Origin of the sequence: Salegentibacter maritimus (genome assembly GCF_016236915.1) — a bacterium.
Taxonomy (GTDB): domain Bacteria; phylum Bacteroidota; class Bacteroidia; order Flavobacteriales; family Flavobacteriaceae; genus Salegentibacter; species Salegentibacter maritimus.
Genome location: NZ_JAEHOK010000012.1, coordinates 35,023 through 50,146 on the forward strand (window position 1 = coordinate 35,023; position 15,124 = coordinate 50,146).

14 protein-coding genes are annotated in these 15,124 nt (G+C 36.4%); 2 read left to right on the top strand and 12 right to left on the bottom strand.

Annotated features, from left to right (window positions below; all coding sequences use genetic code 11):
* Positions 1-14: 14 nt before the first annotated feature.
* Positions 15-2,396 (bottom strand): TonB-dependent receptor, encoded by a 2,382-nt coding sequence (locus I6U49_RS10435; RefSeq protein WP_198628625.1) that lies wholly within the window; start codon positions 2,394-2,396, stop codon positions 15-17.
* 381 nt (positions 2,397-2,777) lie between these two features.
* Here I6U49_RS10435 and I6U49_RS10440 point away from each other — a divergent pair, with 381 nt between their 5' ends.
* Positions 2,778-5,195, top strand: coding sequence for a hybrid sensor histidine kinase/response regulator (locus I6U49_RS10440; protein ID WP_198628626.1), 2,418 nt, complete (start codon positions 2,778-2,780; stop codon positions 5,193-5,195).
* Here the strand turns inward: I6U49_RS10440 and I6U49_RS10445 are convergent.
* The 9 genes from I6U49_RS10445 to I6U49_RS10485 form a co-directional block, all read right to left on the bottom strand.
* Positions 5,185-6,543: a sigma-54-dependent transcriptional regulator gene (locus I6U49_RS10445; protein ID WP_198628627.1), complete on the bottom strand. Its 1,359-nt coding sequence runs from the start codon at positions 6,541-6,543 to the stop codon at positions 5,185-5,187. The genes I6U49_RS10440 and I6U49_RS10445 overlap by 11 nt on opposite strands.
* Before the next feature lie 399 nt (positions 6,544-6,942).
* A complete protein-coding gene (locus I6U49_RS10450; protein ID WP_193711421.1) occupies positions 6,943-7,284 on the bottom strand; it encodes a hypothetical protein in 342 nt (113 codons plus the stop codon).
* 440 nt (positions 7,285-7,724) lie between these two features.
* Entirely contained in the window at positions 7,725-8,126 is a 402-nt protein-coding gene (gene arfB / locus I6U49_RS10455) for an alternative ribosome rescue aminoacyl-tRNA hydrolase ArfB (RefSeq protein WP_193711422.1), read from the bottom strand.
* 6 nt (positions 8,127-8,132) lie between these two features.
* Positions 8,133-9,686, bottom strand: a complete 1,554-nt coding sequence (locus I6U49_RS10460) for a DUF4301 family protein (protein ID WP_198628628.1) — start codon at positions 9,684-9,686, stop codon at positions 8,133-8,135.
* Positions 9,687-9,688: 2 nt separating this feature from the next.
* Entirely contained in the window at positions 9,689-10,255 is a 567-nt protein-coding gene (locus tag I6U49_RS10465; RefSeq protein ID WP_198628629.1) for an AAA family ATPase, read from the bottom strand.
* Positions 10,216-10,848 carry a nicotinamide riboside transporter PnuC gene (gene pnuC, locus I6U49_RS10470; RefSeq protein ID WP_198628630.1) on the bottom strand — a complete coding sequence of 211 codons (633 nt, stop codon included), beginning with the start codon at positions 10,846-10,848 and terminating at the stop codon, positions 10,216-10,218. The genes I6U49_RS10465 and pnuC overlap by 40 nt, the downstream gene beginning before the upstream one ends.
* On the bottom strand, positions 10,832-11,092 hold the full coding sequence (locus I6U49_RS10475) for a YkoF family thiamine/hydroxymethylpyrimidine-binding protein (protein ID WP_198628631.1): 261 nt from the start codon (positions 11,090-11,092) through the stop codon (positions 10,832-10,834). Before I6U49_RS10475 ends, pnuC begins: the two co-directional genes overlap by 17 nt.
* Before the next feature lie 393 nt (positions 11,093-11,485).
* Positions 11,486-12,178 carry a phosphoglycerol geranylgeranyltransferase gene (locus I6U49_RS10480; RefSeq protein ID WP_198628632.1) on the bottom strand — a complete coding sequence of 231 codons (693 nt, stop codon included), beginning with the start codon at positions 12,176-12,178 and terminating at the stop codon, positions 11,486-11,488.
* Entirely contained in the window at positions 12,178-12,825 is a 648-nt protein-coding gene (locus I6U49_RS10485) for a 4'-phosphopantetheinyl transferase family protein (RefSeq protein WP_193711428.1), read from the bottom strand. The genes I6U49_RS10480 and I6U49_RS10485 overlap by 1 nt, the downstream gene beginning before the upstream one ends.
* Positions 12,826-12,889: 64 nt before the next feature.
* On the opposite strand from I6U49_RS10485, the gene ahcY reads away from it, so the two are divergent.
* The gene (gene ahcY, locus I6U49_RS10490) at positions 12,890-14,206 is read left to right on the top strand and encodes an adenosylhomocysteinase (RefSeq protein WP_193711429.1); all 1,317 of its coding nucleotides are present in this window, start codon (positions 12,890-12,892) and stop codon (positions 14,204-14,206) included.
* A 178-nt stretch (positions 14,207-14,384) separates the two neighbouring features.
* Here ahcY and I6U49_RS10495 read toward each other — a convergent pair whose 3' ends face one another.
* Entirely contained in the window at positions 14,385-14,750 is a 366-nt protein-coding gene (locus I6U49_RS10495; protein WP_198628633.1) for a putative signal transducing protein, read from the bottom strand.
* A 112-nt stretch (positions 14,751-14,862) separates the two neighbouring features.
* Positions 14,863-15,123, bottom strand: a complete 261-nt coding sequence (rpmA, locus tag I6U49_RS10500) for a 50S ribosomal protein L27 (protein ID WP_193711431.1) — start codon at positions 15,121-15,123, stop codon at positions 14,863-14,865.
* Position 15,124: the final 1 nt, after the last annotated feature.

A 15,124-nucleotide genomic window follows, 5' to 3' on the forward strand; every position in this document is an offset into this window, starting at 1 on the left:
AGGCGACAAACAAATTAAAATTTCAAGGTAATTCCACCTAAAAGGTTAGTGGTAGCTTGCGGATAATATCCGGCACCATCAAGGGTTTGCACCCCGGTAGCAGTATCTGGGTTTTCTATATTAAATGTATAGTAATAGCCGTTAGACACATATTCTTCTCCAAAAATATTATTAACCAATCCTGTAAAAACCACTTCTTTAAAGAATGGTGCATTTCTCCAGGTATACTGAATATTAAAATCGTTCACAAAATAAGCATCTAGCTTAGATGTTTCAACTTCAATATTACTCATATATTGCTCGCCTACATATTTTGAAAGAAGGCTTAATTCAAGCCCGTTTACCGGTAAATAGCTAATTCTGTTACCCCCTACTACAGAAGGAGAGAAAGAGATATCTGTATTGCCATAGTCTACGAGTTCCCCATCCCAGGTAGCTACAAAATCTTTATTTTTATTTTGACTTAATGCCAGGTTTGGCCTTAGCACTACTTTTTCTGAAAGCCTAATTACCGCATCTATTTCCAGGCCTAAACGATAGCTATTTCCACTATTTTCCCGAATAAAAGCACCTACATCATCAATACCACCGGTAAGCACCAATTGGTTTTGATAATCCATATAATATAAATTGGTATTTAATTGAACCTTCGGGCTATTATATCTCCAACCTAATTCATAATCGTTTAATTCCTCATGTTCCGGATCTCCGTTTTCATAATCGCTTCTTCTTGGCTCTCTATTGGCACGGGCATAAGAAAAGTAGAATTGATTTTGACTGTTCAATGCATAGGTTAAACCTGCCTTAGGGTTAAAGAAGGTAAAAGAATCGTCTATAAGAAATTCGGTTCCTTCAGATAACATTCCCTCAGTTTCATAGTCTATGGTCCTAATTTGCATATCTAAATATCCGGCCAACTTCTCTGAAATTGCATAGGTTGCCTTTCCGTAAAGGTTGAAATCTGTTTTTGTTCCCACGTTTTCATAATACGGCTCATAAGGGTCCTTATTTTGGGCAAAACGAGTATAGATTACTTCGCCAAAGTGATCGCCGATATATCTATTCCAGGCACCACCAAAATTAACATCCCAATCTGCATCCTTATAATTTAACCCAAAAGTGGTTCCATAGAAATCATTATCCAGCCATTTAGTCCCTACAAGGTCCGATGTACTAACCTCCTCACCATTAGCCTGAAAATTTGGAAGTCCAAATTCATTTAAAGTGGCATCTTCCTCATATTCTTCATAATAACCACGACCATAGGTATAGTGGAAAGCCAGGTTAGAAGACCAGTTACTGCTATATTCCTGGTTCCATAATAGCTGATAATGATCTTGTTTATAATTATCGGTTTGATTCTCGTAAAATTTAGTATTTCCTTCCTCATCGGTATATATTCCGGCAGGATTATAGGTTCGGTCGTTTTCAAGGGTTTCCCCATCTATACCGTACCAGGCCTGGTAAGTTCTTTCACTTCCGCCGAAAGTTATAGCCTTAACCAGTGTATTTTCGTCTACATACGTGGCTTGTAAAAAGTAGGATTTTAAATCGCTGCTGGCTCTATCTATATAGCCATCGCTCTTAATTTGTGAAGCACGGCCGGCAATTTCCCAGTGATCGTTTAATAAACCTGTACTAAATTTAAGTGTATGTTTATGGGTATTAAAAGAACCATAACTATTAGAAATTTCGGCATTTGCTTCTTCGCTATAAGCATCGGTTAAAATATTAAGACTGGCGCCAAAAGCTCCTGCACCATTGGTAGAGGTTCCTACTCCTCGCTGCAATTGTAAATTTTCTACAGAAGAAGCAAAATCTCCCAGGTTCACCCAAAAAGATCCAAGGCTTTCAGCATCATTATAAGGAATACCATTTATAGTTACGTTTGTACTCGTCGTTCCACTTCCCCGTACTCTAAGTCCGGTGTATCCAACACCGGCACCAGCATCACTGGTAGTAACCACATTGGGCATATAGTTCATAAGAATAGGAATATCCTGTCCCAGGTTTCTGTCTTCAATCTCCTCATTGCTAAGGTTACTATAAGTTATGGGGGATTGTGCGTTCACCCTTAAAGAAGATAGGAAAACCTCATCCAGAACTTCCTGTACGTCTGCAAGGTCTACATTTAGGGTTTGATCTTGATTGAGTTCTACGTTTAAACTTTTTTGGTTTCCGTAAGAAAATACAAGCTGGTAAGCACCTTCTTTAAGCTCCAGGCTATATTTCCCATTTTCGTCGGTAGCGGTTCCTTTGCCCGATTCTACGGCATAAACGGCAACACCCTCTACCGGGGTTTCCCCACGGGTAACCTTACCTTCTAAAATGTGGGTTTGAGCTAAAGCCTGCAATGAAATAAGGCATAGGCCACTAAAAAATAATAAAGATTTCATTCGTAATAAATTATTTTACGAATAAAAGGGGCTATTATTCTTTGGTTTTTGAATTAAATAAAAAATCCTGAAATTGCCCACCGGTGTTTTGGCATTTTCAGGAGTACATACTTTTTACGCTTTCTGCGTATGTCCCTTGGCAGCATTACCCGCCCAGGTTCTTTGGGTATGATCTCAGCCACACTTAAGTGGCACCCCTTTGAGATTGGCCGCAAATGTATAAAGCTTTTATGGATATACCATACGTTTTAGGTCTATAAATTTATCGTTTAAAATTAATTCTACAAGCCCAACTGAGGCCACCTTAGCTCAAAAAATTAAGAACACTCAATTGCCGGTATCGTTTCGTATAAATGGCGTAATTTTGGTGACAAGAAATTTATGCGAAATACAAAACGATCAATAACTTATAAAGTAATTAGCGGCTATCTCTTAATAGCCGCATTAGCTGCTGTTGCTGTTTGGTTGGTATGGAACCAGGTGGTTGCTTTTAGCCAGGTTTCAGAAAAAAACAACAATAACAACGAACAGCTTTTTATGTTGAGCGATATCACCACCAGCTTATATGAAACTGAAAATTTAAGCAGGCAGCTTATTCAAACCGGAAATGAAGCAGGCCTTGATAAATACCAAAGTCAAATAGACAGTATAAAACTTAATATTAATAAGTTAAAAACCGGTTATGCCGATAGTTCGATAAAAAATGAACTAGATAGCATTAAAAAACTACTTTCTGACAAGTCTACCAACCTTCAGGAATTATATGAATTAAGAGAACAACAGCGAAATCAAAACTATTACTCACAGGTTTTAACCGAATTAAAAAAAGTAGATCCTTCTTTTGATGATTATAATTACAACCAACGTTTCTCTAACCTGGAACCACACCAACGAAGGCTATTAATTAGATTGCTGGAATATTCGCGTGAAGACAATGCCGAAAAACTCACCAACCGAACAGCCGATTCTATAATAGGTTCTGTTAGAAATGTATTAAGTGAATTGGAAATTGCTACCAGGCGTTTTCAAAATACTGTAGATAAAAAAGAACAGGAATTTCTGGAAAATGATATGATTATTAACCAGCAATTGCGCCGTTTACTGGGGAAAATTGAATTGGAAGAGCGGGAAGCCTCCATACAACGGGCAAAAGTTTCCCAGGATATGATAAAAGAGAGCTCTCAAATTTTCATAATTGCGGGAATAGTAAGCTTCTTAATTATATTATTATCACTTATTTTTATCATTAAGGATATCACTAAAAGTCAGCGGTACCGTAGCCAACTGGAGGAAGCCAAAGATTTTGCAGAAACCTTATTAAAAAGGCGGGAACAATTTATGGCCGCCATTACCCACGATTTAAGATCGCCTTTAAATACGCTTATTGGCTATACAGATCTTATTGAAAAATCTTCCTTAAACACCAAGCAATCGCATTATATAGACCAGGTAAAAAAATCGTCTAGCTTTATTTTGCACCTGGTAAATGATTTATTAGATCTTTCTAAACTGGAAGCAGGAAAAATGACGGTGGAAAAACTACCGTTTAATCCGGCTAAACTCATAGAAGACACGGTTTACAATGCTCTACCGGCTCAAAGAAATGAAAATGTATCTATCGTTTTTCGGGCTTCTAAAGCATCAGATACGCAAGTTCTTAGCGATCCATTTAGAATAAAGCAAATTATTGCCAATTTAATTACCAACGCCTATAAGTTCACCAAAGAAGGTGAAATTAACATCCAAATAGACCTTAAAAAGGAAATTGAAGACAGTTACTGCCTTGTTATTTCAGTAAAAGATACCGGTATTGGTATTTCAGAAGAAAAACAAGATGAGATATTTGAAGAATTCTCACAGGAAAACACAAAAATAGAAAAAGCATACGGCGGAACAGGACTTGGACTTGCCATTACAAAAAGCTTAATTGAGTTGCTTAAAGGTGAATTAAAGCTGAAGAGTGAACAGGGTAATGGTAGCGAATTTATAGTTTTTCTCCCGGTTAGAAAATTGGCTACTGAAACTATTAAAGAGCCGGAAAAATTAGCTACACCAGAATTACCTGACCTTACCGGCAAAACAGCACTCATTGTGGACGACGAACCCTCCCAGCTTTCCTTAACACGTGAGTTACTAAAATCTATGGGAATGCAATGCGATAGTGCATTTAATGGAAATGAAGCTCTGGATAAACTGAAAACCCGAAACTATTCTTTGGTATTAACCGATATACAAATGCCAGAAATGGATGGTTTTGATTTAATTAAAAATATAAGGAAAAAGTATAAAACCGGAGAGTTACCTGTTATTGCCTTATCGGGAAGAACAGATGTTGATGTAGAAACATATAAACTGGCCGGATTCAACAAAAGCCTTTTAAAACCCTACAAGCCAAAAAAACTTCAGGAAAGTATTGCCGATATTTTTAAACTGGAACTTAAGAGCAAAATAAATAATAACCTACAACATTCTAAGAATAATCATTATAACCTTCAGGATATTTATGATTTTTCGGCTGGAGACCAGGAAGCTGTTCAAAGTATTTTAGAGGCCTTTATTGAAAGTTCCAGGTCACAAATAGAACTTATTGCACTGGCCCGCAATGAGAATGATTTTAAGGAAGTGGCCAGATTAGCGCATAAGATGGCACCTATGTTAAAGCAAATAAAGGCAACACCCTTAGCGAAAAAATTAGAGAGATTAGAACAGCATAAAGCTTTTACAGACCAGGAGTTCAAGGAGTTGAGAACCGGCATTTTAAGCCTAATGAAAGAACTCGAACAGGAAATTAAAGTTTAATATTATACTGTTTTAGTTTGTTGTAAAGTGTTTTACGATCTATAGAAAGTAACCTGGCAGCTTTACTCTTATTTCCTCCAGATTTTTCCAAAGCATCTAAAATTAACTGCTCTTCGTTTTTATTTTTAAATAGACCGTATTCGGTTTCTGTATTCGTATGGTTTGCCGTTGCAATTTCATGTGGTAGCACTTTAAGGGGTATCATCTCGTCCTGGGCAAGCAATGCTGCGCGCTTTACCATATTTTTTAATTCCCTTAAATTCCCGGGCCAGTTATAGTTTTTAAAAGCTTCTATAGCACTTTCGGTAAAACCTATCACATTTTTCTCCAATTCGGTATTGGCCTCATCCAGGAAATATTCTGCAAAAAGCATTAAATCTTCTTTACGCTCCTTTAGAGAAGGAACCTTAATTGAAAATTCATTTAACCTATGGTAAAGATCTTCCCTAAACTCACCATCTTTTACAGCTTGCGCAAGATCTTCGTTAGTAGCGGTTATTACCCGAATATCTACATGCAACTCATTATTGCTGCCTACGGGTTTAATTTTTCTTTCCTGAAGAGCCCTTAATAATTGAACCTGTAATTCATAGCTTAAATTACCAATTTCATCCAGAAACAAAGTACCACCATTTGCCGCTTCAAAATGCCCGGTTTTGTCGTTTATAGCCCCGGTAAAAGAGCCTTTTAAATGCCCAAAAAATTCACTGGAAGCCAATTCTCTTGGAATCGCACCGCAATCTACAGCGATAAATGGCTCACCGGCACGCTTACTCTGTTCATGAATACTCTTTGCCACCTGTTCTTTCCCGGTTCCACTTTCGCCCATTATTAAAACAGACATGTTTGTAGGAGCTACCAGCTGTATGTAATCACTTAATTTTAGCGCAGCTTCGCTAACTCCTTTTACAAAACTAGTTTCCTTAGGTGTAGCAGCAGGTTTTGATAATGGTTTAGCTTGTTTTTTCTCCTTCTCCGGTTTTACCTGAGTATGGGTTAGGGCATTTTCTATGGTTTGTAAAATTGATTCAGGCCTAAATGGTTTAGATACGTAATCAAAAGCTCCAATTTTCATTGCCTCTACCGCCATACTAATTTCGGCATAACTGGTCATAATAATAACCTGAGTTTCGGCATTTTCAGCCTTTACCTTTTTTAGAACATCAAGTCCGTTTGTATCAGGTAACCTAACATCAGAAAGAATTAGGTTAAAAGCGGTTTCTTTTAACTTTTTAAAAGCTTCTAGTCCACTAAAAACCAATTCAACCTCATAGTCTCGCTTAATTAGAAACGTTTTAAGCATGGTTCCAAAAGGCACATCATCTTCAACTATAAGAATTCTTGTCATTGATTTTTATTTAAACGTCTTGCAAATTTAACAATCTAAAACTCATTAAGTTTAAAATAAGCATAAAAAAAGAGACCTCGTTAAAGGTCTCTCTTCAATGACAATCTAAATTATTTATTAACCTGTCATTGGGTGGTATCCATTTTCCAATTTACAAAAAGCAGCGTTTACATAAAATCTTTCCATTCTTAAATGACTAAAAAAAGTGTTAGTTAGTAGGCCGTTAAGGCTTTTTAACCATTTAAGATTTTCTTCCTTTCATTACTTTGTTGCTCTAAAATTGGCACCGAAAGAGTTGGTTTCTCTTAATATTCGGTTGTTAAATTAAAATCTCTGTTGATCCTTTTGGTAGGGCAAAATAAGATCAACAAAGATTAGTGGTTAGTTGAACCGATAAAACTATTTATCTTCTTTTTTTATCCAGTTCCCGTCTTTATCGATATAAGCCTTTTGTTTTTCTCCATCTACATTAAGCGACAGCTTATATATTTGCTTCCCGTCTTTTTCTTTTACCCAGGCTTCTTCTGCAACAGCTCCATTTAGGTCAGTCATTATTGCATCTTTAATTGCTTGTGGAAGCACCAGTACATCTACTTTTTTATAATCCTCCTGAACTTCCTGTACCTCTTCTACATCTTCCATTTGCTCCATCTTTTCGGGATCTTCTACCTGAGCCTGAACATTTTGACTAAATAAAAACATTCCTCCTGCGGCCATTAAACTTAATCCTAGCTTTTTCATAATGATAAAATTTTAGATTTGTGGTTATATTATGCAAAGTATATAGGAATAATTATACCAAAACCTTATGTTTTCAATTAAAATATTGATTATCAGTAAATTAAAGCATCGCTGAGTTTAGAATTAGCAAAATATTATGTAGAAAAACACATCTTTTAAGAGAACATTATGTAGAAGTGTGGATTACCAAAAGTAAGCCACAAAAAAAAGAGACCCTTAGGCCTCTTTTTCTCCGAAAATCTAAATTATACAACAGTATCTTAAGCTGCTATATTTACTTTAATTTAGCATAAGTGAGATATAAAAAATCATACCACTTACCACCCAAACCCTTAATAAACTGAAAACAAATACATTGGTTAATAAAATTCCCAAATCTCTACACACAACAAACAAAAAAACAGGGGATTATTTCTACACAAGTGTAGAAATAATCCCCATTATTTTAATGGATCACCTCTTCTAGCTTTCTTTTCGGCATTTATTTTCTTGGCTTTCAGGCGCTTTAATTTTGCCGCTTTTCCGGGCTTGGTCTTCTTTCTAGCTTTAGGTTTTTTTATATTTTCCCGCAACAGATCAAAGAATTTTTCAATAACAATTATCTTATTTTTATGTTGACTTCGGCTTTCTTCACTATGCAAAATTAGAAGATGATCTTTAGTAAGTCTTGAAGCCAATTTCTTTTGTAAGCGCAATTTCTCCTCTTCCAAAAGTCCTTTAGAAGTTTCCACATTGAAATAAAGTTCAACCTTCGAAGAAGTTTTATTTACGTGCTGGCCACCGGAACCTGAGCTTCTCACGGCTTTAAAACTGAGTTCCCGTGTTATTTGCGCTTCATCCAAAACAAATTAATTAGGTTGGTGAGAAGGTTTTAAAAGATCGGCTACTGTTTTTACAGGATTAAAAGTTTCTAAAGGAACCTCCACAAAAACCGTATTCCAATATGCCATACCACCATTCCACAAACCAGGTCTCTCTAAAGCTTTTAAGGCTTTTCCATCCTTGGTTTTATGAGCAATAAAACTCATATTATCATCTACATACTGCTGAAGTTCAAAACTTTCTCCTTTATAATTTTTAAGACTACAGGCAATGTCTACAGGATTAAAATGAGTAGAATTATTAAGGATCTCCAATTGCTCTGCATTATCCTTGTCTATTTGTGCTCCTTCAATAATTTGCAACGAAATTTCACCATCTTCATTTTTAACCAAAAAAGGGCCACCTCCCGGTTCACCTTCATTTTTTACCATTCCACATACCCTTACAGGCCTGTCTAGTTTCTTACATAAATACTGCATTTTCTCCTCCCCTGTAAACTTGTTAAAAGAAGAAGTTACTTTCACAAAAAGTTCTTTTTCCAAAAACTCTGCTATTTCGTCTAATTTAGTTTCCGAAATATTTCCGGCATCTAAAAGTCGCATATAGTCAAAAATCTGATCTTGCAGGCTAAGAAGTTTTCCGCCCAGCATTTTCTTCATCTCAACAACCTCAGGAATATTCTTATTAATCACTACATTATCTATGTTTTTAATAAAAAGAACATCGGCGTCCTGCTGTTGCAAATTTTCAATTAAGGCACCATGCCCTCCCGGTCTAAAAAACAGTCGGTTATCTTCATCCCTAAAAGCTACATTATTCTCATCTACCGCTATAGTATCGGTTTTTGGATCCTGATAGGAATAGGAAATCTCAAATTTAGTATTAGTAGCTTCCTCTACCCTTTCTTTTATTCTTTCAAATTCATTTTCAAACTTTTCTTTATCCCCGTCAGAAACTGTAAAATGTAATTTAGTTACACCATCTACCGAAAGATATTTTGCCGAGCTATGTAAATGTTCCTCAAAGGCGGTAGCAGTAAAATCATTATAAGCATGAAAAGGAACCAAACCTTTTGGCCAGTCACTCAGCCCAAGTCCCGAATTAAACAAAATTGTTTTAACTAAAATGATTTGTTGCTCATCGGTGGTTTTATTAGAAAAATTCTCGGTATTATCATTTGCCTTTTTCAGGGCTTCTTCATAAAATGGAAGCTTCTCTATTTTCTCAAAAAACAATTGCAGGCCTTTGTTTTCTTTTCTATCTAAATAATCACGTAGGCCTTCTTTATCGGGTTCAAACTCATCTACAAAATTATGTAGTGCCTTAAACATTCTTGTTGCTGCACCAGATGCAGGAACGAATTTCAGCAGCTTAAGTTGTTGTTTCCTGTTTTCAAAAGTCTTTATAAATTCCTTTTGCCTTTCAACACTATAAACAAAAATCCCGTTACCAGGGGTTGCTGCCTGTTGTATATCAACTTTTATATTTCCTCTTTCAAATATTTGAATTTGTCTTTCAACCTCCTGGGTTGAAAGGCCTTTTTCTTCAATTTGCAAAATATCTATTTCGCTAAACTCCACGTCTATTTATCTTTTAAAAGTTTGTCTATTTCCTCTATAGCTACATTAAAACGATCTATAAGATCGCCCTTTAAAACTACGTAAGGCTTTTGATGATTTTTGAGCTCTTTCTCAAAGCGTTTGAACATACCTATTCTATCGTCAGGTTTATCCCGAAGATCATCTGGTGTCCAGGGAACGTCAATATACGTTAAAAAGTACAGATGGTATTGGTTGTTTAACGCATGTTTAAGAAGTTGCGAATCGCAAAAACCATCGTAATAAGCCTCTGAATAGACTTTTAGCTCTAAAAGGTTGGTATCACTAATTAGCAATTTATTAGCTTTTTCGGTAAGCGTATTTTCACGTTTCATTTGGCCTTCTGCAATAGGGATTAAATCTTTAGGTTCACAAACCTTCTTTTCCTTATCCCATTTTTCCTGAAGATATTCCCTCATAAACTCTTCTACCCAAACGGTATGATAATGATTAGCCAGCATTTCTGCCAGGCTGGTTTTTCCGGTAGATTCGGGTCCAAAAAGAACTACTTTTATGACGGACGAAGGTCGTTGCGCAAGTTTTTCTGCCATGCTTTATAGCCGTAAATAGCGATTATAGTGAATACAAAATATTGAAGGGCCGTTAAGGTAAGGCCTTTATAAAAATAGAGAGGTACCGAGATTACATCTCCAATAATCCAAAAAATCCAGTTTTCAACTTTTCTTTTGGCCATTAGCCACATACCTACAAAGAAAATTGCCGTGGTAAAAGTATCTACATAAGCCGTCCAATTGGTCCATTTATCAAAATATTCATAGACAGCAAACACAAAAAGCAGGGTAGCAATAAAAATAAACAAGCTTTGCCAATTTTCTCTTTGGGTAGTATTGGTAATAGGCGTAAAATGCTCGGCATCTACTTTCCGTGTCCAAATATACCAACCATAAATACTCATAGAGAAATAATAAGCATTTATCATCATATCGCCCAGCAATTCCCATTGCCAAAGTAGATAAACAAATATCATGGTGCTTATAATCCCGGTAGGATAAACCAAAATATTGTTTTGTTTTGAATAAATTACCGAAAGAAAGCCGAAGACTACCGCAATGGCTTCCAGTATTATAAATAAGGTGGGATATCCATAATATTGATCAAAGAAAAAATCAAAAATCGGCTGCATAGTTGCTAAGATCAGATTTTACAATTTTTATATGGATGAGACCATGGTCTATTGCTTCAAAGGCATCTTTAATTTCTGAATTCAAAACCTTCATCACCTCATCATAATCTCCGTAAACCTGGGTGCTTAGAGGATTTTCTTTTATTTGTAAGCCCGAAGCCCGCAATTTCTTAATGAAATTGATAACCCTGGTTTCAAAATCTTCCTGTAAAGGACTTAATGTGAGTTCTACTGAAATTTTCATTGTCATCTATTTTAGGCCACGAATGCACAAATAATATGTAATATATTCGCCTAGGCAAGCCAAATTTAAAGATTTGAAATTAGTATTGTTGCTACTTAAACTTACAATTTAGAAGAATTTAGTTTTACTTCATCACCTTTCAAAGAAAGGGAACGAATTTCGCTTTATAGAACGAAATAGGTGGTAACAAAACCTTAAAAACCAAAACAATAGCTATCAGGAATACCCCTCCGACTTTTATGCTAAAAAAGCGTAAACCACAGCTCCCCTTAGAAAAAATGGGAGGAGCATTTAATTTTGGCTCCATTAAGGTCCTATTCAAATCAAAAAGTATTAGTGGATTCGTAGCTAAAACTTTTTTTGAAGCTATGGCTTTACATTACAGGATAAAACTCACTTTTCAAATTGCGTTCCCATTACAATCATATCAGCACCAGCCTTATAGGCGCTATTTTGTTGTACCCTACTTCTAATCCCGCCACCAACAATTAAAGGGATGGAAATTGCCTTTTTTACTTTGGAAATAATTTCTTCGGAAACCGGAAAATCTGCACCACTACCGGCTTCCAGGTAAATCAGTTTTTTTCCGGAAAACTCTCCGGCCAAAGCGGTATCCACAATCGCTTCTACCTGAAATTGGGGAATTGGCTTTGTTTTACTTATTCGCTGCACTGCACACTCTTTACCTCCATCTATTAAAATATAGGCTGTTGGGATAATTTGCAATGAGCTGTTTCTTAAGTTTTTTACCGACTTTATTTGTTGTTCTATTAAATATTCAGGATTTCTTCCAGAAAGCAAACTTAAAAACAAGAGTGCATCTGCGGTTTCGGTAATTTGGGAATAATCGCCCGGAAATAAAATTACAGGAAGATTCGTGTGTTTTTTTATCGAGTTTACCGTTTTTTCGGTTTTACATTTTGCTACACTGCTACCCCCTACAAAAATATGTGATGTTTCTTTCGGAATTCTTTTTAAGTAAGCTTCTGCTTCGGGTTCTTTAAATTTATCGGGGTCTATTAAAATAGCGAGCAATTTCTCCCCTTTAGTTGAAGCCCGGGAAATTTCGGCATAAAAATTTGGCATTAATTTTCTCCTTTTTTAGAATCTCCCCAGCCATACACACAGGTAAAACCTTCAAATTCCAGAAATTTCATTTCGTAAAAAGATTCTTCTCCTTTAAAATTCACTTTTGCCGTGGTCTCGGCATCATCAAAGTCAAAATCGGTAACATTTATATGCTGCAAAAATCCAAGTCCGGGTTCGGCATGCATTTTATAAATAGACTCTTTAGCTCCCCAAACAATGGTGAGTTTTCTTATTAAAGCTTCTTCATTAGCCACCGTGTGATATTCACTTAAAGGAGTAAATTTATTAGCTATTTTTAAAATTTTATCCCGTCTTTTTTCAATATCTATCCCCACCTTTTTATCGCTTAAAATAATAGCGGTAAAATTAAAAGAATGCGTAATAGATATATGCTTGCCATTTTTTAAATGCGGTTTTCCCAAATTATCATAAAAAAGATCATGATCTACGTAACCCGCTTGTGCCATTAAATGACGAATACTCATAAAGCCCCTCCTATGGATTTCAGATTTCATTCCATCTACGCGATTTTGACAATGATCGGTAAGCTCTACTCCTTTACTCAAATCTTCAAAAGACTCTTCTACCTTCCAAATGAAGACTTTAGTGTGCGGATCTACTGTTATTGTTTTGTAAAGTGGCATGTAGGTTTGTTAAAGATTCCTTATTTTTGTGCTTGAAAAAAATTGCTAATTCAAATATAATAATATGTCGACTAAAACAGTGCCGTATACTGCCTATAAAGTTAAGGATATTTCCCTGGCTGATTGGGGAAGAAAAGAAATTGAACTTGCCGAATCTGAAATGCCGGGCTTAATGGCACTTCGTGAAGAATATAAAAACGAACAACCCCTAAAAGGAGCACGTATTGCAGGATGTCTTCATATGACTGTGCAAACTGCCGTACTTATTGAAACCCTGGTTTCGCTTGGTGCCGATGTTACCTGGAGCTCTTGTAATATTTTCTCTACACAAGACCACGCTGCTGCGGCAATTGCTGCTGCCGGAATTCCGGTATATGCTTGGAAAGGGATGACCGAGGAAGAGTTTAACTGGTGTATTGAACAAACCTTGTTTTTTGGTGAAGAACGCGAGCCACTAAATATGATTCTTGATGATGGTGGTGACCTTACCAATATGGTTTTCGATAAATACCCAGAGCTTGCAGAGGGTATTCGTGGGCTTTCAGAAGAAACCACTACCGGGGTTCACAGACTTTATGAAAGAATGAAGAACGGGACCTTGGTAATGCCGGCCATTAATGTAAACGATTCGGTTACCAAATCTAAATTCGACAATAAGTACGGATGTCGTGAAAGTGCTGTTGACGCTATTCGCCGTGCTACCGACGTAATGCTTGCCGGAAAACGCGTAGTTGTTTGCGGTTATGGCGATGTTGGTAAAGGTACTGCTGCTTCTTTTAAAGGAACAGGAGCCATAGTAACCGTTACAGAAATAGATCCTATTTGTGCTTTGCAAGCCGCTATGGATGGTTTTGAAGTTAAAAAGCTGGAGACCGTACTTCCAAAAGCCGATATCGTGATTACCACTACCGGAAACAAAGATATTGTTAGAGGTGAGCATTTTGAAGCGATGAAAGACAAAACCATTGTTTGTAATATTGGGCATTTTGATAACGAAATTGATGTTGCCTGGTTAAATAATAACCACGGAGATACTAAAGACGAGATCAAGCCACAGGTGGACAAATACACCATTAACGGAAAAGATATTATTCTTTTAGCCGAAGGCCGACTGGTAAACCTTGGTTGCGCCACCGGCCACCCAAGTTTTGTAATGAGTAACTCGTTTACCAACCAAACTTTGGCACAAATTGAGCTTTGGAAAAACTCTGATAAGTATAAAAATGAAGTATACATGCTACCAAAACATTTAGATGAAAAGGTTGCTAAACTTCATTTAGAGAGAATTGGAGTAGAATTAACCGAATTAAAACAAGACCAGGCCGAATATATTGGTGTTGAAGTAGAAGGTCCTTATAAGCCTGAATATTATAGATATTAATTGAGTCATTTCCGCACTTCAATTATACTCAACATAAACTAAGGCGGAAATTTCTTTAAAAATATCTCTCTAAGAATTAGACCTCACAGATTTTGTAAATCTGTGAGGTCTTTTTATTTATTAAACGTCATCCTGAACTTATTTTAGAATCTGAGCAAATTTTTAGCAAAAGCCATTCTTAATTACCACTCATAAACCACACAAAGAAAATAATAGCAACAAGCACTACAAGTGCCGCAAGCAGCACAAAAACCCATTTTCCCACCTGTGGCTTTCTTCTTTCAGAATGTGACATCTGCTGAAATGTTTTACCTGTATAAGGATTATCTAAAAGGCCACTTCTTTTAATAATTTCGGTAGCTTTTGTTCTTTCGTCTTCCTCAACTTCTATTCGCATTCCATCATTCCCTAAACCGCCAATATTGGCCGCACTATCAATAGCTTCTCCATAAGTTCTATAAGCTACTCCTTCCTCATCAAAAAGATTTTTGAGGATAGAAAGCTCGTGCCGACTGGAAGTACGAAAAACAACTATATAACTCATAATTAGAAACTTAAAGCTTTACCTAAAGATACAAAAAAACCCCTTCCAAAGCTCGGAAGGGGTTTCAATATACTCTAAAAGTCCTTTTTGCCTTTGTGAAGGCTTCAAAACTCTATGCTTCAAACGGTTCTACAGAAACGTAAGATTTATTGTCTTTTTTCTTAGTGAATTTCACAAGTCCGTCAACTTTAGCGTGTAAAGTATGATCTTTTCCTGCGTATACGTTTTCACCTGGGTTATGTGCAGTTCCTCTTTGTCTAACAATGATGTTTCCTGCCACGGCAGCCTGACCACCAAAAATCTTTACACCTAAGCGTTTCGATTCTGACTCTCTACCGTTCTTAGAACTACCGACTCCTTTTTTGTGTGCCATT